Here is a 23,048-nt window from a genome sequence, read left to right on the forward strand (position 1 = left end):
AAGGGCTTAGACCCCTTAATTGCTATATAAGCCCTATGAGTGTTTTTGTGCGCTCATAGGTAGCCTTGGCTATGGGCTTTAGTGTTTGTGCGCTTTGTGTAAGCACATCTTGGATATAGCCTTTATCGCTACTTAGTTTTGCATAAGTCTCGCGGATAGGGTGCAAAGATTCTATGATGACTTCGGCTAGAGCGTTTTTAAAATGCCCATACCCCTTGCCCTCAAAAGTTGCTTGTATATCTTGCCTGCTTTGCTGGGTGAGAATCTCATATATACAAAGAAGATTATAAATACCTGCACGACTTTGGTCAAAGACAATATCAGTTTGAGAATCTGTAACTGCTCTTTTGATTTTACGTATAATCACTTCAGGGCTATCAAGGAGAAAAATCGCATTATTTTCACTTTGGGCGGATTTGCTCATTTTCACTTGTGGGTTATCTAACCCCATAATGCGCGCCCCCACTTTGGGAATCATCGGCTCTGGGATGGTAAAGCACTCCCCATATTGCTTATTAAACCGCAAAGCCACATCTCGCGTAAGCTCTAAATGCTGCTTTTGGTCCTCCCCTACGGGCACATAATGGGCTTGATAGAGCAAAATATCTGCTGCCATAAGCGCGGGGTAGTTAAATAAACCTACATTAATGTTTTTTGGATTTTTGCTACTTTTGTCTTTAAATTGTGTCATGCGATTCATATCCCCCATAGGAATATGACAATCTAAAATCCAAGCTAATGCGGCATGCTCATCGATTTGACTTTGGATAAAGAGATGTGATTTATTGGTATCAATACCACATGCTATAAGGATAGTGGCAAGCTCATAAGTCTTTTCTCTTAGCTCTTTTGGGTCTTGGGGTGTGGTAATGGCATGAGAATTAACGACACAAAAGATATTTTCATACTCATCTTGAGAATCTACCCAATGCCGCACCGCCCCTAAGTAATTGCCTAAATGAATGTTACCGCTAGGCTGAATGCCCGAGAAGATACGTTTTTTTTGTGCTTGCATATTGTCCCTTTGAAGAGTTTTCTATATAAAGGTGCATTATATGATGTTTGCCTTAAGGATAAGGTTATATTAAACATAATTTGAATGCCTGATTGAATGCTTGTAAGAAGTGTGATAAGCCAGAGTAAAGGCTTTTGTGAATGTAGAGAAAGCAAATAGTAAAAAATTTTTTTACAAAATTGTGTAGATTCTACCTCTTTGGCAAAATAGAGTTATCAAAATTGTTTCAAAATGATACGAATATTAAGCAAAACTGCGTTAGAATCCCCCAAATCTATAAAGTAAGGGAGGAGATGCGATGCTTGAAATACGATGGCATTCTCGTGCTGGACAAGGTGCTGTAACAGGTGCAAAAGGTTTAGCTGATGTGATTGCAGGGACTGGCAAAGAGGTACAAGCTTTTGCCTTTTATGGTTCTGCAAAACGTGGCGCTTCAATGACTGCTTATAATCGAATAGATTCCCAACCTATTCTTAACCATGAGAAATTTATGAATCCTGATTATATTTTAGTGATTGACCCGGGGCTTGTGTTTATTACTAATATTTGCCTTTATGACAAGCCAGAGACGAAATATATTATTACCACGCGCTTAAGTAAAGAAGAGCTTATAGACAAAAAGCCTGAATTAGCCACTAAAGAAATTTACACACTTGATTGTATTCAGATTTCTATTGACGCATTAGGCAAGTCTATTCCCAATGCGCCTATGCTTGGGGCATTAATGAGAGTATCTGGCATGCTTAAGCTTGATTTCTTTTTAGAGGCTTTTTCAAAAGTATTGGGTAAAAAGCTCCCCCCACAAGTGATTGAAGCAAATAAAGTAGCCATTACTCGAGCGTATGAAGAAGTCAAATAGCACAAAATAAAGGAGAAAAGATGGATAAATTAAAAGATTGGGACGAATTTGAAATAGGCTCTGTGCTTTTTCCTTTTAAAAAGGGTGTAGATGGGGCTATGGAGCTTTATAAGAGTGAGAGGACATATAGTGGTGATAGCTCTTTTAGCGATAGCGTGGCGCATTGGCGTGTGGAAAAGCCCGTGCATAATAGCAATATCTGCATTAATTGCTTTAATTGCTGGGTTTTCTGCCCTGATGCGGCTATCCTTACAAGCGATGATAAGCTTGCGGGTGTGGATTATGTGCATTGCAAGGGTTGTGGGGTATGTGTAGATGTATGTCCCACTAATCCTAAGTCGTTACTTATGTTTAGCGACCATAAAGATAATGATGAAGCAATCAAAGAATGGCCTGCCAAAGAGCCCAAAAAATCGCAGAATAACCTATAGGAGGAGAGTATGGCTAAGGTAATGGAATTACGAGATGTTGAAGTATGGGATGGCAATACCGCAGCTTCGCAGGCACTTCGTCAAGCTCAAATAGATGTAGTGGCTGCCTATCCTATCACTCCCTCTACACCTATTGTGCAAAATTATGGGAGCTATGTGAGTAATGGCTATATTGATGGTGAGTTTGTAATGGTTGAATCTGAGCATGCAGCTATGAGTGCGTGTGTAGGGGCAGCAGCAGCGGGAGGACGGGTAGCAACTGCTACAAGTTCTCAAGGCTTTGCATTAATGGTGGAAGTGCTTTACCAAGCTTCTGGTATGCGTTTGCCTATTGTCTTAAATCTCGTTAATCGCGCACTTGCTGCACCTTTGAATGTAAATGGCGACCACTCTGATATGTATCTTAGTCGCGATACAGGCTGGGTGAATCTTTGCACTTATAATCCACAAGAGGCGTATGACTTTAATCTTATGGCGTTTAAAATTGCTGAAGATATGCGTGTAAGAGTGCCTGTGATTGTTAATCAAGATGGCTTTATCTGCTCTCACACAGCCCAATCTGTGCGCCCTTTTACCGATGAGGTCGCATATAAGTTCATTGGCGATTATATCCCGCATAATCCTATGCTGAATTTTTCTAACCCTGTAACCTATGGCGCACAAACAGAGGAAGACTGGCATTTTGAGCATAAGGCGCAATTGCATAAGGGGATTATGGATTCTGCAGTGGTGATAGAAGAAGTGTTTGAATTGTTTGCCAAATTGTCTGGTCGTAAGTATAAGCTTGTAGAAACTTATGATTTAGAAGATGCTAATGTAGCTATTGTAGCCCTTGGCACAAGTGTAGAATCTGCCCGCGTAGCGGCTAAAAAAGTGCGTAAAGAGCAGGGTATTAAGGCGGGGGTAATCTCCATACGTTCCTTGCGCCCTTTCCCCATTAAAGAGGTAGGTGAAGCCCTCAAAGGCTTGCAGGCTATCGCTTGCATTGATAGAAGTCTTCCTGCTGGGGCTATGGGTATGCTTTTTAATGAGTTTGCCGCTGCCGCCCTTGTCGCAAATGCCCATCCTATTATGTCAAACTACATTTATGGGCTTGGCGGACGGGATTTAACGCAAGCTCATTTAGAAGGCATTTTTATTGAACTTAATGCAAACGCGAAAGCAGGTAAGCTTACCCATCCACTTCAGCAAATGTTAGGACTTCGCGGACCTAAGATGAGCTTTTTTTAAGGAGAACACATGGTAAAGGAAGTTAAGAATCTTAAAGAATTTCAAAAATCATCAAAAAAATTTGAAGGTGCGCATTTGCTTTGCCCCGGGTGCGCTCATGGTATGATTGTACGTGAAGTGCTTAATGCTGTTGATGGACCCATTGTTTTGGGGAATTCCACCGGCTGCCTTGAAGTCTCAAGTGCGGTATATCCTCATACAAGTTGGGACGTGCCTTGGATTCACATTGGGTTTGAAAATGGCTCTACGGCTGTAGCTGGTGCAGAAGCTATGTATAAAGCCCTCTCACGTAAGGGCAGATATAAAGGCGAACGTCCTAAGTTTGTGGCATTTGGTGGCGATGGCGCGACTTATGATATTGGCTTTCAGTGGATTAGTGGGTGCTTTGAGAGAGGGCATGATATTACTTATATTTGCCTTGATAATGAAGTATATGCTAATACCGGTGGGCAGAGAAGTAGCTCCACGCCCTTTGGCTCTAGCACTTCAACGACTCCTGCTGGAAGTGCTAGCTATGGCAAAAAGGAGCGTAAGAAAGATTTAATTTTCATTATGGCAGCCCACCATTCTCCTTATGTCGCTCAAGTTGCCCCTAATAAATGGAAAGATATGAATAAAAAGATTAAGCGAGCCATTGATACAGAGGGTCCTACGTTTATTAATGCGATGAGTGCCTGCACGACAGAGTGGAGGTTTGAATCTTATAAAACTATTGAGGTTAGTGATTTGGCAGTTGATTCGCTTGTGTTTCCATTGTTTGAGATTATTAATGGCGTGGAGTTGCATATTACTTATCGTCCGCGCAATGTCGTGCCTGTGCGGGACTATTTGGGCGCACAAGGTCGCTTTAAGCATCTCTTCAAGCCTGAAAATGAACATATTATCGCGCAGTTTCAAAAAGATGTAGAAGCTCGCTGGGAATATCTCCAACGTATGGAAGAACTGAATTCAAAATAACTCCCCCTTTTTTCACACTCCCTTAGAAATAGCTTAAGGGAGTGATTAATCAAAATGTGTGCAATTTTAGATACAATCCCGCACTATCAATTCACTGCCAAGGATACATTATGCAAGAGAAATCCGACAAAGTTAATAAAAAGTCAAAAGAAGTGAATGTTGAATTAGAAAATCTTTTTAAAGAAGAAGATAGCGATTATATTACATACGAAAAGATCGCCCAAACTATCCTTAAAGCCCCCACACATGCACAAGTAAAAAAAGTCAGAGAATTAAGTAAAAAGTACAAAAAGCAGCTTTTAAGCTCTTCGGAGGTGGCAAAGATTCTAAATACTCAAGATAAAATCAAGCGACAAGCCGATAGAAAAAAAATGCTTGATGAAGAGCTTGAAGATGAATTTGACTTTATGAAAGATAAGGAATTGCTTGAGTGGAGCAGAAGTGATAGCCCTGTGCGTATGTATTTGCGCGAAATGGGGCAGATACCGCTTCTCACAAAAGAAGAGGAGATAAGCTTAAGTAAGCAAATTGAGCTTGGTGAAAATACCATTCTTGATGCGATTTGCTCTGTGCCTTATTTGATAGATTTTATTTATGATTATAAAGATGCGCTGATTAATCGCGAAAGGCGTGTAAAAGAGCTTTTTAAGAGCTTTGATGATGAAGAAGAGGAGAGTAATGATGAGGAAGAGGATTTTGATATAAATGAAGAGGAGGAGTCTGCACGCAAGGCAAATTCTAAAAAAGACCAAAAACGTATAGAGAAGGTTATGGAGAGTTTTAAGGCACTTGATAAGGCAAAAAGAGAGTGGCTTAAAGTGCTAGAAAACCCATCCAGCGATAGTGAAGATGAGCTAAGTTATATTTTACTTCTTTCTCATAAAAAGCATATCCTTAAGACAAAACTTTTAGATTTAGGACCTACGAGCAAGCTTATAAGTGAGCTTGTTAAAGCTATGGAAAATACGCTTAAAAGTGGCGATGGCTTTGAGCGTGAGCTTAAAAGGCTTGAGTATAAACTCCCTTTATTTAATGATAGCTTGGTGCAAAATCATCAGAAGATTCTCTCCAATATCACTAATATGACTCGCGATGAAATCGCTGCAATGGTGCCAGAAACCACTATGGTAAGCGTGTATGTAGAGCTTAAGAAGTTATTTCAAACCAAAGAGGCAAGCGAGGGAGGCTTTGATTTAGACCCCGAAAAGCTTAAAGAAATCTTAGAGCAAGTCAAACGTGGGAAATCCATTTCAGATAAGGCAAAGGCAAAAATGGCGAAGTCCAATCTCCGCCTTGTGGTGAGTATAGCTAAACGTTACACAAATCGTGGGTTGCCATTCCTTGATTTGATACAAGAGGGCAATATTGGGCTTATGAAAGCTGTGGATAAATTTGAGTACAAAAAGGGCTTTAAGTTCTCTACTTATGCGACTTGGTGGATTCGGCAGGCGATTTCTCGCGCTATCGCAGACCAAGCCCGCACGATTCGTATCCCTATCCATATGATAGAAACGATTAATAGAATCCACAAAATTATGCGCAAACATGTACAAGAAACAGGCAGAGAGGCGGATATGGAGTTTATCGCTAAGGAAGTGGGACTGCCCCTTGATAAGGTGAAAAATGTTATTAAAATCACAAAAGAGCCCGTGAGCCTTGATGCGCCTATAGGAAGTGATGATGATGGGAAATTTGGGGATTTTGTAGAGGATAAAAATTCAGTTGGTCCTATGGATTATATTTTAAAAGAAGATTTGAAAGTGCAAATTGATGAGGTACTAGAGCAGCTTAATGATCGAGAAAAGGCGGTGATACGTATGCGCTTTGGGCTTTTAGATGATGAGAGCGATAGGACATTAGAGGAAATTGGCAAAGAGCTTAATGTAACGCGCGAGAGAGTGCGACAGATAGAATCAAGTGCTATCAAAAAACTCAAACACCCAAAAGTAGGACGCAAGCTGAAAAACTACATTGAAGAGTAGATGAGCCACTTGTTTTAGAAATCGCATATTCTAGTGACTTGTACTGATAAGATGTGCAAAAACGTAAGATGTGTAAGAGCGTTGCTAGTTTTAGAGATTCTTAAGAGAGAGTTTAACTTAGCGGAGTGGGCTTGTAGAGAAGCTTTATTGAAGTTTTATAGCTTTGCATACAAGCATATTATTGTGTAATCTAGCCTAAGGATAGAATCTTAAATTTTATTTCCAGCCAAAGAGATATTTATAAGCTAATCCAAGAATGTAGGTTCTATCTTGTATTTTTAGAGTGCCTGTGGTGCCTGTTAGGTAGTTGTAGGCACTTTGAGAGTCAATAATAGTGGTTGGCAAGATGGGCATTTTTGCAAAAAGCTCTAAGCTGTGCTTATCATTAAACACTTTCCTTACCCCTAGGTTTATCCATGGATTCCAATCACCAGATGTGCTTTAAATCCTCTCTCTGCAAGTTTCCACATAAGCTCACCACTAAAGAAATTAAATCCAAGACCTAAGCCAGCAAATATATCAATTTGACTTGCGATGTTATATAGCAAATCGATATTTATTCCAAGAGTGATTGTATTTAATTCACCATCAGAGTACTCAACTGAAGTGCCACCGATACTCGTATCGGTACGTACAAGAACCTTATTACTTACTTGAAACTCTTCTCCAAAGTAAATGCCCCAGAAGCTTGCAGCCTTTGTGCTTTCTCCATAGTGATACCAAGTGTTTGTTGAATCAATACGGCTTACTCCATAGCCCACACCTACACCTATAAAATAACGTTTCCTATCTATATTCTGCTCTTTTTTAACCTCTTCTTTAATATCTTGTGTTTCTATAGAATCTGCTGCATATATGCACGCAAAACACAAAATACCTAAACACCATTTTTTCATATTAGCCCCTTAGAGATTGAATTTAGTTCGTATTGTGCCCCCCCCCTAGCTTATTTTTAGTTTAAAAGCTACTCTAAAGGTAAAGAAAATATTGTAAAGCTTGAGATGAGAGATTCTGTAAGATATGGTGATTTAGTTTGCTTTTAGCTTATTAGGATAGAATCCAAACTTTAAATTTATACCAATCAAGGAGGCTTACATGGCTTTAGATGTGGCGAAAAAGAAAGAGATTATTGCAAAGTTTGCAAGAGATGGGAAAGATACTGGTTCAAGCGAAGTGCAAATTGCATTGCTTTCACAGAGAATTGCAGATTTAACAGAGCATTTAAAAGCAAACCCAAAAGATCATGCGAGTCGTTTAGGGCTTTTGAAACTTGTAGGGCATAGGAAATCACTTCTTGCATATCTTAAAAAGACTCAATATGCACGTTATGCAAAACTCATAGCAGAGCTTAAGCTTAAAGATAGATAAGCTTTGCTCTTAGTAGCTCTGCTAGTAGAGGTTTCTTCATAAATCTACTAATGGTTCTCCACCTTGTCGCCTCTTGCGGGCGTGAGTGTTACTAGAGAATCCCCATTGGCTTTCTAGCGGTTTTATTTAGGGATTCTTACCCTAAAGGGCAAGGACATGGCAATAATTCCCTAACCTCCACTTATAAAAGAAAAAGAATCTAAGAAAATTTCTAGCGATTCCAAATATAACTTAATGCTTGTAAGTGCGCTTGCCAAAAATAAGCAAAATAAGCATACAGCCCATACCTATAAAAATTACTTCCCCAAATGATGAGAGTGCCTTAGTTTGTGAGAGGGTGAGCACACCAAATCCTATGCCCGTAGTGAGTGCAGAAAATAAAATCGCATGCGTCGTTTTAGGGTTATTCCCCTCCTTTAGGGCATATACCCCAAAATCCACGCTAATAACTACTAGAATTAGCAAGGCAAAAAGGTGCATAATATTAAGACTCCCCTTACTTGCTACAGCACAGAGTGCCATACTTAAAGGAAAAAGTACAAAACTTGCTGTATGGATAAAGGCTTTAGGCATATTGATTGCTAGCATAGCAAGCATACACAGAAGTGCCAAAATTAAAAGAGATGGCATGGGGGAGGCGTTTGCTAAGCCATTAATAATCTCTTCCAATGGGCGCATATCAAGCCAAATATCAGAAGCCTTTATAATTGCCAACTCCTCTGCACTCCACAAATGGCTTTGCCCATTTTGCGCTAAATGAAGCAAAGTAAGTACTTTATCTGCCCCAACTTTTGGCACAGAGGCGAGATAATATGATCTTTGCCCCTCCCAATCGCCCTGATATGTATAAAACCTTATATCATCTATTTCTGTTATAAGAGCGCGTGCAAAGAGCATAAGCCCTATAGCCTGCTTGGAGGATATTAATATGGATGACTTATCATCTTTTATTGAGTTAAGCAAGGCTTTTTCTGCAAGCATAGGTTTGTTTTGGTAATCAAGCTTGGATAGCTCAAAGTCTATTTTTAGCATATTGAATGCAAAAATAAAGCCCACAAAAGCCAAGGTGAGCAAAAGCACACTTGGTAAAAGGGGCTTATTGAGTGTAGAAATTGCTCTAAAAAGCCTTGGGGGTTTAAAGCCTATGTATGGATACACAAAGGCAAAAAGCACATAAGAAATACTCAAAGAAATCATCGCATAAAGTGAAAGCTGCTCTAAAAGAGGAAATGGTATAAACAAGCACACGCCAAAGCCTATCATCGTTGTGAAATATCCATAAAATACAGCGGCATTGAAGCGGGGCTTTTTCAAGGTATAAAGCCCGAAAAAATGATGATGTAGCATATAATCAAGGGCGATATTAGAGATACCCATACCAAAGCTTAAAGCCATAATCGTTACCTTAGGGTATATCCATAAAACAAGCACTATAGCAAGCATATTAGAAAACACAAGGCTTGCAATCGTGCTTAAAGTCAAAAATGGCATACGCAAAATAAGGAAATACAAAGCGAGAAAAACGCCTGCCCCAAAGCCTAAAAGGAGATTCACTTCTTTGAGGATAAGGCTGAGATTTTCCACGCGCATAAAATCAGCAGAAAAATAATGCAAGCTTGGGTAATCTTGTTTGAGAGATTTGAAATCCTCCAATGTAGCTTTTAGCACTTTATCATCTAGGCTTTCAATCTCTGCAAAAATCAGCAATCCCTTTGTATCTTTTGGCGCTTGAAGTGGGTGAATGGGGGTCCGGGTGTGCAAAAGTGGGGTAAAAATATCAGCCACACTCTCAGAAGTGAGCAAATACGCTTCATTATGGGCTAAAAAATCATAGATTCTAGCATCTTTACCTATCTCATCGCTTATCACAGAAGTAACATAAGGCATACGGCTAAGCGCTTGCGTGATTTCATCTGCTTCATCTTGTTTTTCAATAAAAATGGGTATGTATTTTGAACTTGCAAAATGCCTATAAGCCTCAATAGTGATTCTATCATCATTCTCTGGGAATAAATCAAGCACTTCTTGGCTAATCTTTTTAGAATCAAAAATAAGCATAAATGCAAGAAGCACGCTAAGAGCGATAAACATACATACGATATAAAATCTTTTATTTTTCACATTTACTCCTTACTTTTTGGAATTATAGGATATTTTATGACGTGAGTGGATTTTGCTATATCTTTATTTTGGATTTAAGGTGAGGTATGTCTGTTTAAATTCTTGTGGTGCCCTCATTGTGAATGCTTCACTTGCTTGATAAGACTAAAGATATGACAAACTCATTTCTTTTGTGAGTAAGCCATATTGTTATGTCTTAGGCTTTGCAAAAGCCGAAGAATTCACACTCCCAACCCAAGCGAATCTGTTAGTTTGTCAGCTCTTGCGGGAGCGTAGGAGGCGAAGAATCTCTGTTTGAAACACTAGTCGCCAAAAGAGATTTTTAGCTTGATTCTCAAGCTAAGACATAATAATAAGATTGGGATTGTCTAGTGGATTTGTGAAGCGATTCTTAGCACACGCATTAGATACTACAAGAGACGTGGTTTGGTAATGTATTGGAGGATTCTCCGGGTTGTGTCATCTTGTGAAAAGCAAAAGCATAAGAGAATACATTGAGTTTTTGCCTTGCTAGCACATAAGATAGGAGGTAGGATTTTAGCACTTAAGAGGGGCAAAGGCATAAGCGTATTTCTCATAGCTAAATGCCTAATGCTCCCTGTAAGAGGCAAATCAAAAGAATATTTTAGATTTTGAAAGGATTTTCAACAACCTTTTTTCTATCTACAATATAAGGGATAAGTGCCATATGTCTTGCACGTTTAATCGCCACCTCTACGCGCTCTTGCCAACGTTTTGTGTTACCTGTGAGACGTCTTGGCATAATTTTATATCGCTCAGAGAGTGAGTGCTTAAGCATATCTACATCTTTGTAGTCAATGAATTCGAGCTTTGCTTCAGTGTAGCGGCAGTATCGTTTTGAGTATTTTTTCTTTTCCATATTTTCTCCTTAGAAAGGTATTTCATCTTCATCGATGTTAATTTCAGGGATATTTTGGGAATAGCTTTCTCCCTTTTGATTCCCGTATTGATTCCCATAGTTTGGGCTCTGGCTATAATTTGGAGTACCCTCATCATAGCTTGACTGGTGGTTATTATAGGTATTTTCACTCGAGGGTTTGGAATCTAGCATTTGCATACTTTCAGCGATAATGGTGTGTTTGCTTTTTTTCATACCACTTTGGTCATTCCATGTCTCAAAGCTTAGGCGACCCTCAATGAGGATTTTGCTGCCCTTGCGGAGGTATTGATTCGCCACTTCGGCACTACGTCCAAAAAGCTTCACATCTACAAAGCAGACTTCCTCTCCCGGGCTTCCATCTGGCTTTTTAAACCTCCGATTACTCGCTAAACCTAGCGTTGCTAGCGCACTTCCGCTAGGCAAGTATCGTAGCTCGACATCTCGTGTGAGGTTTCCTACCATGATTATTTTGTTATACATAGTACCTCCTTACTCTTTCCTTGAATTCCTTAGAATTCCCTAACTATCGGCTTTTGGGGCTTCTTCTGCGGGACTAGCTTTTGGCTCTTTTTTGACTTCTGGCTTGTGATTGGCTTTATTTACTAGCGTTTGCCATGCTTTTTGCTCTTTTTTACTTTCATACTTAATCACAATAAAGCGCAAAATCTCTTCATTAATGCGGTAATTGCGCTCAAGCTCTCTAATCAAGCTTGGCTCTGCTTTAAAGTAGATGACAAAATAATATCCGCGCTTGTTCTTTTTAATCTCATAGGCAAGATTACGCATACCCATATCAAGGCAGGTTTCAATGTCTCCGCCATTTTTGGTAATGACTTCTTTAAAAAACTCAATGCGAGTTTTGATTTCTTCTTCTACAAGTGTAGGTTTTAAGATAAACATCGTCTCATAAAACTTCATTCTAACTCCTTTTGGTGTAACCGCCCTTTCGCGAGTGTGTAGGCAAAAGAGCAAGGTGTAAGGGGGGCATTCTATCGAATTAATTCTTGAATTTTAATTAAAATATAGGGGGATTGCTTGGCTCTGCCCTTACTTACTTCATATCGCCATGTAGAGAGTAGTTCAAAAATACAGATATATTCACTCTCTCTAAAGAGTATGCAATACTTCATTAGATGCTCTAAAATCTCTGCGGGGGGCTTATAGCCTAAGATTTCATTCACATCAGCCTTGCCTTTGGTTTTAATATAAGCGTAGAATAAAAAAAGCTGGTAAAAAAACCTTTGAATCTCGCTAATCATAGCGATTTCATTCACGCCCTCTTCATAGAGTGTTTGTAGCATCTTCACAAAGGGCTTTTTATCCATAAGGGCATAGCATAACTCCTGAATGCTAAAGCTTGCTATGCCATCACAAAGCATATCCACATCATTTGGTTCTATGGGTTTTTGCCCATAGAGGACAAACTTTTCTAACTCATTTAAAGAAAGGGCTAGGTCGTTATTTTGCAAACTAAGGATTTGCTGCAAGATTCTATCATCTGCCTTGAGGGCGAGCTCCTTGCTCCTAGCGCGCATAAACTCCATACATTCATGTGCTTTAAGTTCATAAAATCGCACTTCGGCAATATTGGGAATCTTTGGGTGCTTGAAATAGCCAGCAAGGCTTTTGCAATCTCTGACATAGTCTGCTGCTGATTTACTTGAAGCTTGATAATACTCCACTATAAGGGCATTTTGGGTGTTGCTAGAGAGTGATTGTAAGAAAAGGGCTATATCAGTTTTAGAGATTTTTTGATTGAGTTTAAGCACTACAAGCGAGCTTGAGCTAAAAAGCGAGCTTTGGCAGAGGAGGGCATTAATGGTTGGGCTGTGGTATTCGTCAAAATAAAAGGTATGCTTCTCCTCACTCCCTAGTAGCTTGGCGATTCTCTTACTATAGTAGTTGATTAAAAAGTTATCCCCATATAAAAAGCTTATACGCGGGGGTTTAGAGGCTTTAAGGAGTGTATCAAGCTGTGATTTATACATGTAAGAATCCTTAGAGAGTGAAACTCCAAAGATTCTAACATATTAGGCTTACTTATCAAAGCCTTTAATGCCTATCTCTATCATCGCTACAAAGTCCCTAGAAGCAGGGTAGGATAATGCTTGTGGGTTTGTATCTGTGGCTTTAAGGTCATAGTATTGCCCAATAAGCCTGACATAGTAGAGAGTATTGGCAGTGATATGGCGAGATATGCCTATATGGGCGTGCAATCTATAGCTATAGTCTTGTATGCTAAGGCTAGAGCTAAGCTGTGGGAATTCATATTTCCCTACTCCAGCCCAGCCTAAGCCAAGCCCATAGTCTAAATAGCCAAGTTGGCTTAAAGGCACAAACCCACTTAGCTCCGCTCCAAGTGTGCTAATCTCCCTATACAAGCCTTTATTATTGCTTATTTGCCCATTGTGCTTGTTTTGATCGATAAAGAGATTAAGAAATAGCGGTGTGGCTTTTGAGGCAATATTTAATCCAAGCTTTGCATAAAAGCTATAAAAAAGCAAGGTATTACTATCTGTGATACCAAAGGGCGCATTACTCGCTAGAGTAGAGCCCCCACCTATAAGCCCCCCTAACACAATCTGCGCTCTTTGGAGATATATGTATCTGCTCTCCAGACTTAAATAACCCCCATAGCTTTTAATATCCTCTCCGCCAAAGCCATAGTATGCCCCGCCTAAACCAATATGCCCAGCTACACATCTATCTTTATCACATGGCACAGCCTGTAAGGAAGCTCCCCCACATATAAAGAGTACAAACAAGCCCCATATTTTTAAGTGTCTTTTCATATCTTGCCTCCTATTGTATGTTATTTTCTTTATTTTTTTAAGCTTTTTACCCCAAATTGCCTATTAACAAATTAATTTCCGAAGTTAAGCCTACTCTATAAGAGTACAAATTTTGCCAGTTTTAGCCTTTAGGCGAAACATCTCCCTAAAAATTTATGTATATATAAAAATATATACCCATTCATTCTAACACGAGAATTGTAAATTTATTTTGATAGTAATTCTTAAATTAATAGCTATGTTTCAAAAAGTATCATAATACTTTACTTTTTAAGGATTAATAGCCCTTAAAGCAGAAGGAGTAATGGGAAAGAGAAGTTCTTGCTTAAGGCATAAATATTATTTGTATATAGGGAAACCAATATTGTCATCTCTAGCACGTAGGCGAAATATTCTCTTAGCGACTAGAGAATCTCTAAAAGAATTACTAGAAAGCCAACAGCAATTCTTCACCCTCTTGCAGAGGGTTCAGAATGACAAGAGGGGTAAATTTTCTAGTGATTCGGCTAGAGATGTTTCACCCTAAAGGGTTCAATATGACAAAAATGGAGATTTATTAGTAATCAAATAGAGATTTTGGGCTTTGCTCTTACGCCCGCTGGCTAGAGATAAAAAGTTTTTTTGACGCAAATTGCGTATTTTGAGGGAATGTCTCCCCCAAAATAGTATTGAGCAAAATGGCATTAGAATGTATAGCTATAGCCTATTTGCACAATGTAGGTTCGTAGTGTTGAAGTACCCGGCGCACTAGCAGGAGGAGTTTGAGCTTGCTGCATACCCAAAACCGGCACAGAAGTTTCATAATCATATGCGATAAGTGGGAGCTTTGCCCCAAGGAGAATTTGATGTGTCTCATTGAAGTTATAGGTTAGCCCGAGATTCAAAGGAAGGGCAAAGCCGCCTTTGTTTGAGCCACCAATGCTAAGCTCGCCTAGAGGAGTAGTAGGCTTCCATGATGGCTTGAAGCCTTGATAGCCCACACCTATACCAATATATGCACCAAAAGCGGGAGTAAAGTTATAGTAGAAATCCACATTGGCAGTGATAAGCTGTTGCGTGATGTCTGCCTTTACCTTGCTAAACATAGGGTTTGAGCCACCATTTTTGCTTCCATAGCTTTCATTATAATTATATGAAAGATAGTAGCGTAAGCCATAGTCTTCACTCAAGGCTTGCTTATAGCCTAGATTGAGCCCAATTGCCCAGCCTATGCCGGTTTTAGGGAGATTATCCTTAATGGTAGATAATGCACCGCTATATGAGGGAGTAGTGATAGGCACGCCTGCATTCACTCCTACAAAAAATCCACTTGTTTGCGCGCTTGCTATGCTAAGCAAGCTTGTGCTTAACGCCGCTGAGATAATGAGTTTTTTCATCTTGCAATCCTTTGTGTCGTTTTGTCCTTTTTATGGCATTAATGCCAAAAAGGTAGCCCTTGATTATATCCTAGAATAAAAATAATATATGCTTTTTAACTCAAATTTTAGCCGAAGTGATACATTTAGTTGCATATACAACTATTCATTGCCAAAAATAAGGTTTATCCATATTTGTGCCCCTATCAGTATGGCTTTATCTTCCACATAGTAGGGGTTTGAATGCAAGTAATTGCAAATACCCTTTTGAGCATTGCCACTTCCTAAAAAATACATTGCCCCCTTATTTTGCGGGGCGGCATTTATCATATGGCTAAAGTCCTCACTTGCGCTCATAGGCGAGCAAGGGTAGGTAATCATGGAGTGGTTTTTAAGGACGCTTTTAGCGGCTTTAAGGAGCTTTTGCACACAAAGAGGGTGATTGATAATAGCTGGATAGCTATGGAAGCTAAAATGGCTATCAAACCCACGAATGGCACTTTGAGATTCTATATTTTTAAGGGCGTTTTTTAGAATCTCATCACTTTGCTTATCCATAGCGCGAAGCGAGCCCTTTAGAATCGCAGAATCTGCCACACCATTAGCGATTGTGCCACTATGGAAGCTCCCACATGAGAACACTGCTGTATGAAAGGGATTGATACATTTGCTAATAATATAATCCATATCTGCTACTATTCTCACCCCCTCACGCAGGGCATCAAGCCCAAGATGAGGCGTTGAGCTATGCGCGGCTTTACCCTTAATATCAAGCTGCCATATACTGCCATAGGAGCTCATCACCCCTTCTTTAATCTCTATGCTCCCATAATCAAGCGCGGCATTATTATGCAGGGCATAGACTTCATCTACTTCATTCATACAGCCAAGCTCTACCATTTTATCCGCACCGGGGATATGTGTCTTCTCCTCTGCCATTTGGAAAATAAGGCGCACATTGCAAGTAAGCTTTTGGGCATGCTTTGAGATATAAAGTGCGCTTAAAAGGGCGATAGCCATATGCAAGTCATGCCCGCAGTTATGCGCTAAGCCCTGATGAGTGGAGGTATGCTCATTTTGAGTGAGATCGGGCATTTCAAGGGCGTCCATATCTGCTCTAATAGCGATTGTGGGGGCATTGGCGGAGGGGGCTTGGAGATTAGCGATAAAGCCTGTGAAGCCCTCATAAGTGGTGATTGTATATCCGCATTGCTTTAAGATATTTTGACAAAAAGCAGCAGTTTTAAACTCTGCACCTGAAGATTCTGGGATTTTATGCAAGGTATGGCGAAAGCTAAAACCCTCCTCCTGTAAGCAAAGCAAATCCGGGCTAATATTAAATGCCTCCATATCCCCTCCTTTTTAGCCATTGCATACTTTGAGTGCGCACCTCTTTATCAAGGGCTTGGATAGACTCTAAACTATGAAGCGAGCCAAAATCAAAGCTTGCATGATGTTCCATAATATCTAGCACAAGCTTGCTTATATCTCCAAAGGGAATGTGCTTAGAGAGAAAGTGTGAGATGGCTACTTCATTACTTGCATTAAGGACCACGCCTTGCTGCGGAGTTTGGAGCAAGCTATCTTTAAGCTGCCATAAAGGATACCGCTCCGTGCTAATGGGTTTAAGATGAAGAGAGAGTGAAAATAAGTCTAGGGGCTTAATAAGGGGCTGCGTGGAGGCAAGGGGGAGATTAAGCGCATAAGCGATAGGGAGCTTCATATCCGGAGTGCTAATGTGGGCGGTAATACTTTTATCTTCATATTCTATGAGCGCATGGAGTGTGGAGCTTGGCTCTATAAGCGCAGAAATAGCAGTGCTTTTAAATATCCAACGTGCTTCTAGGAGCTCAAAAAGCTTATTTACCATTGTGGCTGAATCTAAGGTGATTTTCTGCCCCATTTGCCAATTAGGGTGTTTAAGGACTACTTCTAGCCCGGCATTTTGGATTTGACTTAAGGGGTAGTCTCTTAAAGCCCCACCGCTTGCGGTAATGTAGAGCTTGCTAAAGGGGCGATTATTTAAGAGATACCATAAGCCAAAATGCTCACTATCAATGGGTGTGATTTGGGCAGATTCTAAAAGCCAGCCTGCATTTACGAGCGTTTCTTTATTGGCAAGGGCTAGGCTTTTTTGACATTCTAGGGCTTTAAAGCTAGGCTGTAGTCCTGCAAAGCCTACAAGGGCATTAAGCACCAGTGAAGAGCGCGAAGAGGCTATCATCTCTAAAATACCCTCACTCCCGGTAAAAAGTGTGTAATTGCCTTGAATAAGCTTATGGGAATCTTCTTTATCGGCTATGCAAACATATTTAGGCTTATAGAGGGCTATTTGTTCATTTAAAAGGTGAATGTTTTTACCCGCAGAGAGTGATTCTATAGGGATATGGAAATGTGCAGCGACTTTTAGGGCGTTTGTGCCAATGCTCCCTGTACTCCCAAGTAGAATCATCAGCTACACTTTAAAGCATAATGATAATGTCATTATAAGCTGGGAGGAAGAAAAGCAAAAAGTGCATAACCACTGCGCCAAAAAGTATCGCATCAAGCCTATCAAGCACGCCTCCATGCCCGGGGAGTAAATGCCCGCTATCTTTCACACCCGCTTCGCGTTTAAGATAGCTCTCAAATAAATCGCCAAATACCGCACTTATGCTGACAATAAGGCTAATAAAGAGTGAGGATAAAAAGCTCCCGCATGTGCCAATGCCTACAAGAGAGCCAAAGACCACTCCACAAATCACTCCACAAATCACCCCTTCGATAGTTTTTTTAGGTGAGGTAGCACAAAAGGGCGTTTTGCCAAAGGCTTTGCCCCCAAAATATGCACCGCTATCGGTAAAGGCTACGATTACAATAAGCCATACAATCACCCATATACTCGCCCCTGCTGCGTCTTTATAAAGAGCATAAATGCTTAAAAATGGCAAGAGTGGGTAGATAAAGGGAAGCAGGGCTTTAGGGGAGAGCTTTTTGCTATAGGCGATGTAGGAGGCATAGATAATGAGTAAAAAAAGTGCAGATTCAATAATGCGCCCATTGAAATATGCCAATATCCATGCACATATCGTGGCGATGTAATAATGAGGAGCGGGGTTAAGATTATAGAGCAGAAGTGATTCTTGTATGGCTATGAGGGAGAGAATGGCTAGGACTATGCACGTAAGCAGTGGAGAATTCACACTTAAGACAATAATAAGTAATGCAATTAAAATAAAGGCAGTGATAAATCTCGCCTTATCTGCTAAAAAGCGCATTTTGATAGAATCTTTTATACGTGTTTTGAGTGGTGGGCTCTTTTGCTCATTTGAAGTATTGTCCATAACCTATCCTTTGCCTTATAAATATGTGCAAAGATTGTAGCATTAAAGTTTTTTAGATTCAATATTTAAAGGGTTTGAAGGGAGGAGGTGAGCTTGTCTTTGAGTTGGGGGAAATGGGCAAAAATATTGGCAAGTTGAATGTCATTATAGTTTTGCGTGTAATTTAGCTTATATAAAGGCTCGCCGCTATGTTCAAAGCCATTAAAGGTATTAAAATTATCTTGCACGACATTTATCTTGCTCCCGTGAAGCACAGCCATTGCCCAAAACCAAATATCATCAGCATGGGGGCAGAGCTCCATAAAGGTAGCAACATCTTGGACTTTTGCATGGAGACTCTTTGGAGGGTAAAGCACGCCCCCGCCCGTTGTGGGGAAGTTTAAAAATGAGGGCGTGGTTTGCGTATAAGATATGCAGGGAGTCCATTGTTTATAGGGGAGGAGGTGAGTAAGCTCATCAAAACGTATGCGATGGGCTCTATGGGCATGGATATAAGAGGGTTGTTGCTTATAGGCATAATAGAGCTTCTCAAGCCAAGTGTTAGGGTAGAGTGTGTCATCATCAGCGGTTATGAGAATTTCATTGGGGAATTCTCTTAGGGCGTAGATAAGCTTTTTATAGCTTCTTAAGTTTTCTTCTACCCATTTAATTTCTAAGCCTAGCTTAAGGAAGCAAAGCAACGTTTTGGGGAGGGAGGAGTTGCGCTCGGGGAATTCTTGCACACTAAGATAGAGAATGATTTTATCTGGCAAAAGCGTTTGATTAAAAAGCGAGTAGAGCACATGGTGGATAATGTGCATTCTTTTGGGATAGGAGGTGAGGGAGACAATAAGCATAGGAGTGTGTTTATGCCCCCCCCCCCCATTATGCGCTTATTGTGAAGAAAATAGCGCATTTTAAGTCTAAAGAGACAAAGTTTGAACTCCTCTTGTAATGTAGCCAACTTGCTTTGGGCGCGTAAGAATATGTGAGAAGATTGTAAAAAACTCATTATATAGGGAGCACTCTTATATGAGAATCAAGCTGCTCTTGCAAGATGGATTCAATAGCATAGAGTGTCCCTGTAGCGCCACTCGCACAGCCACTGCACGCACCAAGATAGCGGATATATACATCAATAAAGCCATCACTTGTGTCTTTAATATCAAGTATCTCCATATCGCCTCCATCCATCATCAGCATAGGGCGAATGTGCTCATCAATAATCTTATCAATGCTTTTGACCTTTTGTACCATAGTCATTTCTTTAAATGCTAGATTCCCTGCCTCACTTTTTTGTGCTACATTTTTGAGGGTTTCACTCTCCATTTGCTGGCGTACTTCTGTGAGAATATCTACCAAATAATATTCTCTCTTCTCATGCCCACCGGGTTTTACGCAGCTTTTACAGAATGCCCCTGCTTTTGTGTAATTGGTGATTTCTTCTACGCTTTTTAAGTCATTGAGTTTGATAACTTCCTTAATCGTAGAGAGGCTTACTCTCGCACATTCACATACGATAATTTCATCTTCGAAATCTTCTGCATTTTTCCCTAAATAAATCCCCGCAGCCTTTTTAATGACATCATACGCCATAACCGAGCAGTGCATTTTCTGCCCCGGTACAGCAGGGGTATCGGGGTCATCACGCAAGGCATGCTCGACATCAAGGTTTGTAATCTTTACTGCATCTTGCACCTTTTTACCAAGGCAAAGCTCTACCATCATATCACTACTTGCTATAGCCGTACCGCAGCCAAAGCTTTTAAATTTAGCATCAATGATTCTATCATCTTTATCAACTAGCCAATACAAGCGCACAGCGTCCCCGCATGATTCTGCACCATAATCAGCGACAATAAGTTTCGCGCCTCTTTGGTCTGCGTCTTTTTGTGTCAAAACCCCTAAATGTGTGGGGTTGTCCATTCTCTCACTTACTTTATTTGAGTAGGCGTCCCAAAGTGCGCCACCGATTAAGTCATTCTTTGCCATTTTCTTTCCTTTGTTGTTAGTTTATGAATTATATGAACTTGAGATTGCTCGCAATCGTTCTACGGCTTTTTTAAATACATCTATAGTGTAGTCAATCTCTTCATTGGTAGTGAATCTGCTAAGTGAGATTCTAATAGCCGTATGGGCTAATTCCTTATCTGCACCGATTGCTACCATAACGGGGTTTGCCTCTAAATCTTCACTTGCACAAGCACTACCTGTAGAAGCGGCAATGCCTGCTTTGTTTAAATCCCATAGCATAGCCTCACCTTCAATGCCTCGCACGCTAATGAGTGTTGTATTAGGCACGCGATGCTCTCTTGTACCCACAACAAACACATCAGGGATCGCAAGGAGAGCATCTTCAAGCTTATCGCGCATACGTCGCACTTCTGTAAGCTCATAATCAAGATATTGATGCGCTAATCGCATGGCTTCTCCCATACCTATGATATAGGGGACATTGAGTGTGCCCGAACGTCTCCCTCTCATATGCTCGCCCCCGTGTAAAAGGGGTGTAAGCTCTACGCCCTTGCGGATATATAATCCACCTATGCCTTTAGGACCATGGAATTTATGCGCACTAAAGCTAAGGAAATCCACTTGTGCTTTTTGCACATCTACGGGAATTTTACCAATAGCTTGTACAGCATCTGTGTGGAAGAGTACATTATGCTTTTTACAAAGTGCGCCTATCTCTTCAATGGGGAAGATAAGTCCTGTTTCATTATTTGCCCACATAATACTTACAAGGGCTGTATCATCTCTAAGCGCGTCTTGGACTTGCTGGGCAGTAATAGTGCCTTCTTGGTTAATAGGCAGATAAGTAACTTCTACGCCAAGTGTTTCTAAAAACGCGCAGGTAGCCCTCACTGCCGGGTGCTCTACCTCGGTAGTAACGATATGTTTTTTGCCTTTTTTTTGTATTTCATCAAAATATATGCCTTTAATAACCCAATTATTTGACTCTGTAGCACAACTGGTGATGATGACATCATCACTATCATTGGCATTAATGCCCTCATAGAGGTGATTTATGGCTTGTGTGATAGCGGGGTGGGTTTGTGTGCCATATTTATGTAGGCTATTTGGATTCCCAAATTTTTCACAAAAATATGGGTCCATAAGCGGCTTTATGCTTGGGTCGAGCATGGTCGTCGCATTATTATCAAGATACACTCTTTTCATACGTTAAGCTCCTCTGTTTTGTGTTTGATTTGATAAAAAGTAAAATTTATTTTAACTTTACTGCAAAAGCGCTAGAATCTATCATATTATGGTTAATAATAGATTCTATTAGCTCATAATGCCCAAAAGTTCTTGCAATGAAGTTTCAAATGTGCATACCTCATCTAGCTCTTGTTTTAAAAATGCTTCCATAAGCGGACGTTTGGTAATGGCTTCATCAAGCTCTGGGTCTGTGCCCTTTTGATACGCCCCAATACGCACAAGGACTTCATTTTCTTTAATAAGCGAATACAATCGCCGAAATTTGCGTACAGCTTGGAGATGCTCCGGTGTGATAATATCATTCATAATCCGTGAGGCAGAGCTTAGGATATTAATAGGTGGGTAAATGCCCATATCAGTAAGCTCACGATTAAGCACGATATGCCCATCAAGGATAGAGCGGCTTTGGTCTGCAATCGGGTCGCTTAAGTCATCCCCCTCCACAAGTACGGTGAAAAAAGCAGTAATTGAGCCAATACCATCTTCTTTACCGGCACGTTCCATGAGTTGGGGAAGCAAAGTAAGCGTAGAGGGAGGGTAGCCCTTGCTTGTGGGCGGCTCCCCTAAGGCTAAGCCTATTTCTCGCTGAGCCATAGCAAAACGTGTAATAGAATCCATAATAAAAAGCACATCATTGCCACGTGATTTAAAATGCTCTGCAATAGCCATTGCGCTAAAAGCGCCATATTTACGCATAAGCGGGGAGTCATCACTGGTAGCTACGACAAGAATAGTGTTTGTGAGATCATCATTGAGATTTTTATGTATAAATTCAGGCACTTCCCTCCCTCTCTCCCCAATAAGGGCTATCACCTTAATAGGTGCTTTTGAGCCACGCACGATCATACCCATAAGGGTAGATTTCCCCACGCCAGAACCAGCAAAGATACCCATTTTCTGCCCTTTACCACAAGTGAGAATGCCATCAATAGACTTCACTCCCACTTCAAATACTTCATTAATTAAGCCACGTTTGAGTGCATCTATAGGAGGGCGCATAAGCGATATATTTGTATCAGCCTTGATTTCACCTTGATTATCAATAGGCTTACCTAGTGGATTGATTACTCGTCCAAGCATTGCCTCTCCTATGGGGATTTGCAAGCCACGATTAAGAATCTCCACCCTATCGCCACATTTATGCCCCTCTACGAACGAGAAAGGGCTAATAAAAAAATGCTCCCCCTCAATGCCTATGACCATACCTAAACTTTGCACAGGCTGGCATGATAGGGGCATTTCATCATCTATAGGGATATATTCTTGTGTGTTTTGTGTGTTTGAGGGGGGAGTGTGCTGGGGGAGGATTTTCACAATATCGCCCACAGAGGGCTTCACGCCATTTGCCACAAGCATATTTTGCATAACTTTAGTGAGAAGTCCATAGCTTGGGGAGAGGTTGATATTATTTTGAAGTTTTTGCTTGATTTGGGATAATGGCATATATGAAACCTACTTTTAAGATTTTTTATTATAGAATACCCAATTATACTTTTTTATTTCATTAAGGAAC

Annotated in this window: 25 protein-coding genes; 7 read left to right on the plus strand and 18 right to left on the minus strand. The window is 40.5% G+C overall.

Annotation, left to right across the window (positions count from 1 at the left end; translation table 11 throughout):
• Nucleotides 1–22: 22 nt before the first annotated feature.
• Entirely contained in the window at nucleotides 23–1,015 is a 993-nt protein-coding gene (gene trpS, locus CQA63_RS05280; protein ID WP_104700139.1) for a tryptophan--tRNA ligase, read from the minus strand.
• A gap of 298 nt (nucleotides 1,016–1,313) precedes the next feature.
• Here trpS and CQA63_RS05285 point away from each other — a divergent pair, with 298 nt between their 5' ends.
• The 5 genes from CQA63_RS05285 (at nucleotide 1,314) to rpoD (ending at nucleotide 6,474) form a co-directional block, all read left to right on the plus strand.
• A complete protein-coding gene (locus CQA63_RS05285; protein WP_104700140.1) occupies nucleotides 1,314–1,874 on the plus strand; it encodes a pyruvate flavodoxin oxidoreductase subunit gamma in 561 nt (186 codons plus the stop codon).
• 20 nt (nucleotides 1,875–1,894) lie between these two features.
• Nucleotides 1,895–2,305, plus strand: a complete 411-nt coding sequence (locus CQA63_RS05290) for a 4Fe-4S dicluster domain-containing protein (RefSeq protein WP_104700141.1) — start codon at nucleotides 1,895–1,897, stop codon at nucleotides 2,303–2,305.
• A gap of 9 nt (nucleotides 2,306–2,314) precedes the next feature.
• Nucleotides 2,315–3,535 (plus strand): 2-oxoacid:ferredoxin oxidoreductase subunit alpha, encoded by a 1,221-nt coding sequence (locus CQA63_RS05295; RefSeq protein ID WP_104700142.1) that lies wholly within the window; start codon nucleotides 2,315–2,317, stop codon nucleotides 3,533–3,535.
• A 9-nt stretch (nucleotides 3,536–3,544) separates the two neighbouring features.
• Nucleotides 3,545–4,492 (plus strand): thiamine pyrophosphate-dependent enzyme, encoded by a 948-nt coding sequence (locus CQA63_RS05300; RefSeq protein ID WP_104700143.1) that lies wholly within the window; start codon nucleotides 3,545–3,547, stop codon nucleotides 4,490–4,492.
• Between the two features lie 110 nt (nucleotides 4,493–4,602).
• A complete protein-coding gene (gene rpoD, locus CQA63_RS05305) occupies nucleotides 4,603–6,474 on the plus strand; it encodes an RNA polymerase sigma factor RpoD (RefSeq protein WP_104700144.1) in 1,872 nt (623 codons plus the stop codon).
• 216 nt (nucleotides 6,475–6,690) lie between these two features.
• Here the strand turns inward: rpoD and CQA63_RS09805 are convergent, their stop codons facing one another.
• Nucleotides 6,691–6,867: a hypothetical protein gene (locus tag CQA63_RS09805; protein ID WP_158655480.1), complete on the minus strand. Its 177-nt coding sequence runs from the start codon at nucleotides 6,865–6,867 to the stop codon at nucleotides 6,691–6,693.
• A gap of 17 nt (nucleotides 6,868–6,884) precedes the next feature.
• Nucleotides 6,885–7,370: a hypothetical protein gene (locus CQA63_RS05310; RefSeq protein WP_104700145.1), complete on the minus strand. Its 486-nt coding sequence runs from the start codon at nucleotides 7,368–7,370 to the stop codon at nucleotides 6,885–6,887.
• A gap of 199 nt (nucleotides 7,371–7,569) precedes the next feature.
• On the opposite strand from CQA63_RS05310, the gene rpsO reads away from it, so the two are divergent.
• Nucleotides 7,570–7,842 carry a 30S ribosomal protein S15 gene (rpsO, locus tag CQA63_RS05315; RefSeq protein WP_104700146.1) on the plus strand — a complete coding sequence of 91 codons (273 nt, stop codon included), beginning with the start codon at nucleotides 7,570–7,572 and terminating at the stop codon, nucleotides 7,840–7,842.
• Between the two features lie 231 nt (nucleotides 7,843–8,073).
• Here rpsO and CQA63_RS05320 read toward each other — a convergent pair whose 3' ends face one another.
• The 7 genes from CQA63_RS05320 to CQA63_RS05345 form a co-directional block, all read right to left on the minus strand.
• Nucleotides 8,074–9,963 (minus strand): MMPL family transporter, encoded by a 1,890-nt coding sequence (locus CQA63_RS05320; protein WP_233706631.1) that lies wholly within the window; start codon nucleotides 9,961–9,963, stop codon nucleotides 8,074–8,076.
• A 410-nt stretch (nucleotides 9,964–10,373) separates the two neighbouring features.
• Nucleotides 10,374–10,541 (minus strand): hypothetical protein, encoded by a 168-nt coding sequence (locus CQA63_RS09810; protein WP_158655481.1) that lies wholly within the window; start codon nucleotides 10,539–10,541, stop codon nucleotides 10,374–10,376.
• Between the two features lie 47 nt (nucleotides 10,542–10,588).
• Nucleotides 10,589–10,843 (minus strand): 30S ribosomal protein S18, encoded by a 255-nt coding sequence (gene rpsR / locus CQA63_RS05325; RefSeq protein ID WP_104700147.1) that lies wholly within the window; start codon nucleotides 10,841–10,843, stop codon nucleotides 10,589–10,591.
• A 9-nt stretch (nucleotides 10,844–10,852) separates the two neighbouring features.
• Nucleotides 10,853–11,344, minus strand: coding sequence for a single-stranded DNA-binding protein (locus CQA63_RS05330; RefSeq protein ID WP_104700148.1), 492 nt, complete (start codon nucleotides 11,342–11,344; stop codon nucleotides 10,853–10,855).
• 39 nt (nucleotides 11,345–11,383) lie between these two features.
• A complete protein-coding gene (gene rpsF / locus CQA63_RS05335) occupies nucleotides 11,384–11,782 on the minus strand; it encodes a 30S ribosomal protein S6 (RefSeq protein ID WP_104700149.1) in 399 nt (132 codons plus the stop codon).
• A 71-nt stretch (nucleotides 11,783–11,853) separates the two neighbouring features.
• The gene (holA, locus tag CQA63_RS05340; protein ID WP_104700150.1) at nucleotides 11,854–12,852 is read right to left on the minus strand and encodes a DNA polymerase III subunit delta; all 999 of its coding nucleotides are present in this window, start codon (nucleotides 12,850–12,852) and stop codon (nucleotides 11,854–11,856) included.
• A gap of 48 nt (nucleotides 12,853–12,900) precedes the next feature.
• Complete coding sequence (locus tag CQA63_RS05345; RefSeq protein ID WP_104700151.1) at nucleotides 12,901–13,656, minus strand: hypothetical protein; 756 nt, start codon at nucleotides 13,654–13,656, stop codon at nucleotides 12,901–12,903.
• A 364-nt stretch (nucleotides 13,657–14,020) separates the two neighbouring features.
• On the opposite strand from CQA63_RS05345, the gene CQA63_RS09815 reads away from it, so the two are divergent.
• Complete coding sequence (locus tag CQA63_RS09815; protein ID WP_170128378.1) at nucleotides 14,021–14,182, plus strand: hypothetical protein; 162 nt, start codon at nucleotides 14,021–14,023, stop codon at nucleotides 14,180–14,182.
• A gap of 157 nt (nucleotides 14,183–14,339) precedes the next feature.
• On the opposite strand, the gene CQA63_RS05350 is transcribed toward CQA63_RS09815, so the two are convergent.
• From CQA63_RS05350 to fliI, 8 genes are all read right to left on the minus strand, one after another.
• Nucleotides 14,340–15,032 (minus strand): outer membrane beta-barrel protein, encoded by a 693-nt coding sequence (locus CQA63_RS05350; protein WP_104700152.1) that lies wholly within the window; start codon nucleotides 15,030–15,032, stop codon nucleotides 14,340–14,342.
• A 141-nt stretch (nucleotides 15,033–15,173) separates the two neighbouring features.
• Nucleotides 15,174–16,361, minus strand: coding sequence for a M20 metallopeptidase family protein (locus CQA63_RS05355; protein ID WP_104700153.1), 1,188 nt, complete (start codon nucleotides 16,359–16,361; stop codon nucleotides 15,174–15,176).
• Nucleotides 16,348–17,463, minus strand: a complete 1,116-nt coding sequence (gene dxr / locus CQA63_RS05360) for a 1-deoxy-D-xylulose-5-phosphate reductoisomerase (RefSeq protein ID WP_104700154.1) — start codon at nucleotides 17,461–17,463, stop codon at nucleotides 16,348–16,350. Before dxr ends, CQA63_RS05355 begins: the two co-directional genes overlap by 14 nt.
• Nucleotides 17,464–17,473: 10 nt before the next feature.
• The gene (locus CQA63_RS05365; RefSeq protein WP_104700155.1) at nucleotides 17,474–18,334 is read right to left on the minus strand and encodes a phosphatidate cytidylyltransferase; all 861 of its coding nucleotides are present in this window, start codon (nucleotides 18,332–18,334) and stop codon (nucleotides 17,474–17,476) included.
• Between the two features lie 65 nt (nucleotides 18,335–18,399).
• The gene (locus tag CQA63_RS05370) at nucleotides 18,400–19,170 is read right to left on the minus strand and encodes a glycosyltransferase family A protein (RefSeq protein WP_158655483.1); all 771 of its coding nucleotides are present in this window, start codon (nucleotides 19,168–19,170) and stop codon (nucleotides 18,400–18,402) included.
• A gap of 154 nt (nucleotides 19,171–19,324) precedes the next feature.
• Nucleotides 19,325–20,305: an iron-sulfur cluster assembly scaffold protein gene (locus CQA63_RS05375; protein WP_104700157.1), complete on the minus strand. Its 981-nt coding sequence runs from the start codon at nucleotides 20,303–20,305 to the stop codon at nucleotides 19,325–19,327.
• Between the two features lie 21 nt (nucleotides 20,306–20,326).
• On the minus strand, nucleotides 20,327–21,493 hold the full coding sequence (locus tag CQA63_RS05380; RefSeq protein ID WP_104700158.1) for a NifS family cysteine desulfurase: 1,167 nt from the start codon (nucleotides 21,491–21,493) through the stop codon (nucleotides 20,327–20,329).
• Nucleotides 21,494–21,601: 108 nt separating this feature from the next.
• Nucleotides 21,602–22,978 (minus strand): flagellar protein export ATPase FliI, encoded by a 1,377-nt coding sequence (gene fliI / locus CQA63_RS05385; protein ID WP_104700159.1) that lies wholly within the window; start codon nucleotides 22,976–22,978, stop codon nucleotides 21,602–21,604.
• Nucleotides 22,979–23,048 lie beyond the last annotated feature (70 nt).

Origin of the sequence: Helicobacter marmotae, assembly GCF_003364255.1 — a bacterium.
Classification (GTDB): domain Bacteria; phylum Campylobacterota; class Campylobacteria; order Campylobacterales; family Helicobacteraceae; genus Helicobacter_C; species Helicobacter_C marmotae.

Coding starts and splice junctions, on each gene's coding strand:
- trpS (WP_104700139.1), bottom strand. CDS start 1,015: ATGCAAGCACAAAAAAAACGTATCTTCTCGGGCATTCAGCCTAGCGGT.
- CQA63_RS05285 (WP_104700140.1), top strand. CDS start 1,314: ATGCTTGAAATACGATGGCATTCTCGTGCTGGACAAGGTGCTGTAACA.
- CQA63_RS05290 (WP_104700141.1), top strand. CDS start 1,895: ATGGATAAATTAAAAGATTGGGACGAATTTGAAATAGGCTCTGTGCTT.
- CQA63_RS05295 (WP_104700142.1), top strand. CDS start 2,315: ATGGCTAAGGTAATGGAATTACGAGATGTTGAAGTATGGGATGGCAAT.
- CQA63_RS05300 (WP_104700143.1), top strand. CDS start 3,545: ATGGTAAAGGAAGTTAAGAATCTTAAAGAATTTCAAAAATCATCAAAA.
- rpoD (WP_104700144.1), top strand. CDS start 4,603: ATGCAAGAGAAATCCGACAAAGTTAATAAAAAGTCAAAAGAAGTGAAT.
- CQA63_RS05310 (WP_104700145.1), bottom strand. CDS start 7,370: ATGAAAAAATGGTGTTTAGGTATTTTGTGTTTTGCGTGCATATATGCA.
- rpsO (WP_104700146.1), top strand. CDS start 7,570: ATGGCTTTAGATGTGGCGAAAAAGAAAGAGATTATTGCAAAGTTTGCA.
- CQA63_RS09810 (WP_158655481.1), bottom strand. CDS start 10,541: ATGAGAAATACGCTTATGCCTTTGCCCCTCTTAAGTGCTAAAATCCTA.
- rpsR (WP_104700147.1), bottom strand. CDS start 10,843: ATGGAAAAGAAAAAATACTCAAAACGATACTGCCGCTACACTGAAGCA.
- CQA63_RS05330 (WP_104700148.1), bottom strand. CDS start 11,344: ATGTATAACAAAATAATCATGGTAGGAAACCTCACACGAGATGTCGAG.
- rpsF (WP_104700149.1), bottom strand. CDS start 11,782: ATGAAGTTTTATGAGACGATGTTTATCTTAAAACCTACACTTGTAGAA.
- holA (WP_104700150.1), bottom strand. CDS start 12,852: ATGTATAAATCACAGCTTGATACACTCCTTAAAGCCTCTAAACCCCCG.
- CQA63_RS05345 (WP_104700151.1), bottom strand. CDS start 13,656: ATGAAAAGACACTTAAAAATATGGGGCTTGTTTGTACTCTTTATATGT.
- CQA63_RS05350 (WP_104700152.1), bottom strand. CDS start 15,032: ATGAAAAAACTCATTATCTCAGCGGCGTTAAGCACAAGCTTGCTTAGC.
- CQA63_RS05355 (WP_104700153.1), bottom strand. CDS start 16,361: ATGGAGGCATTTAATATTAGCCCGGATTTGCTTTGCTTACAGGAGGAG.
- dxr (WP_104700154.1), bottom strand. CDS start 17,463: ATGATTCTACTTGGGAGTACAGGGAGCATTGGCACAAACGCCCTAAAA.
- CQA63_RS05365 (WP_104700155.1), bottom strand. CDS start 18,334: ATGGACAATACTTCAAATGAGCAAAAGAGCCCACCACTCAAAACACGT.
- CQA63_RS05370 (WP_158655483.1), bottom strand. CDS start 19,170: ATGCTTATTGTCTCCCTCACCTCCTATCCCAAAAGAATGCACATTATC.
- CQA63_RS05375 (WP_104700157.1), bottom strand. CDS start 20,305: ATGGCAAAGAATGACTTAATCGGTGGCGCACTTTGGGACGCCTACTCA.
- CQA63_RS05380 (WP_104700158.1), bottom strand. CDS start 21,493: ATGAAAAGAGTGTATCTTGATAATAATGCGACGACCATGCTCGACCCA.
- fliI (WP_104700159.1), bottom strand. CDS start 22,978: ATGCCATTATCCCAAATCAAGCAAAAACTTCAAAATAATATCAACCTC.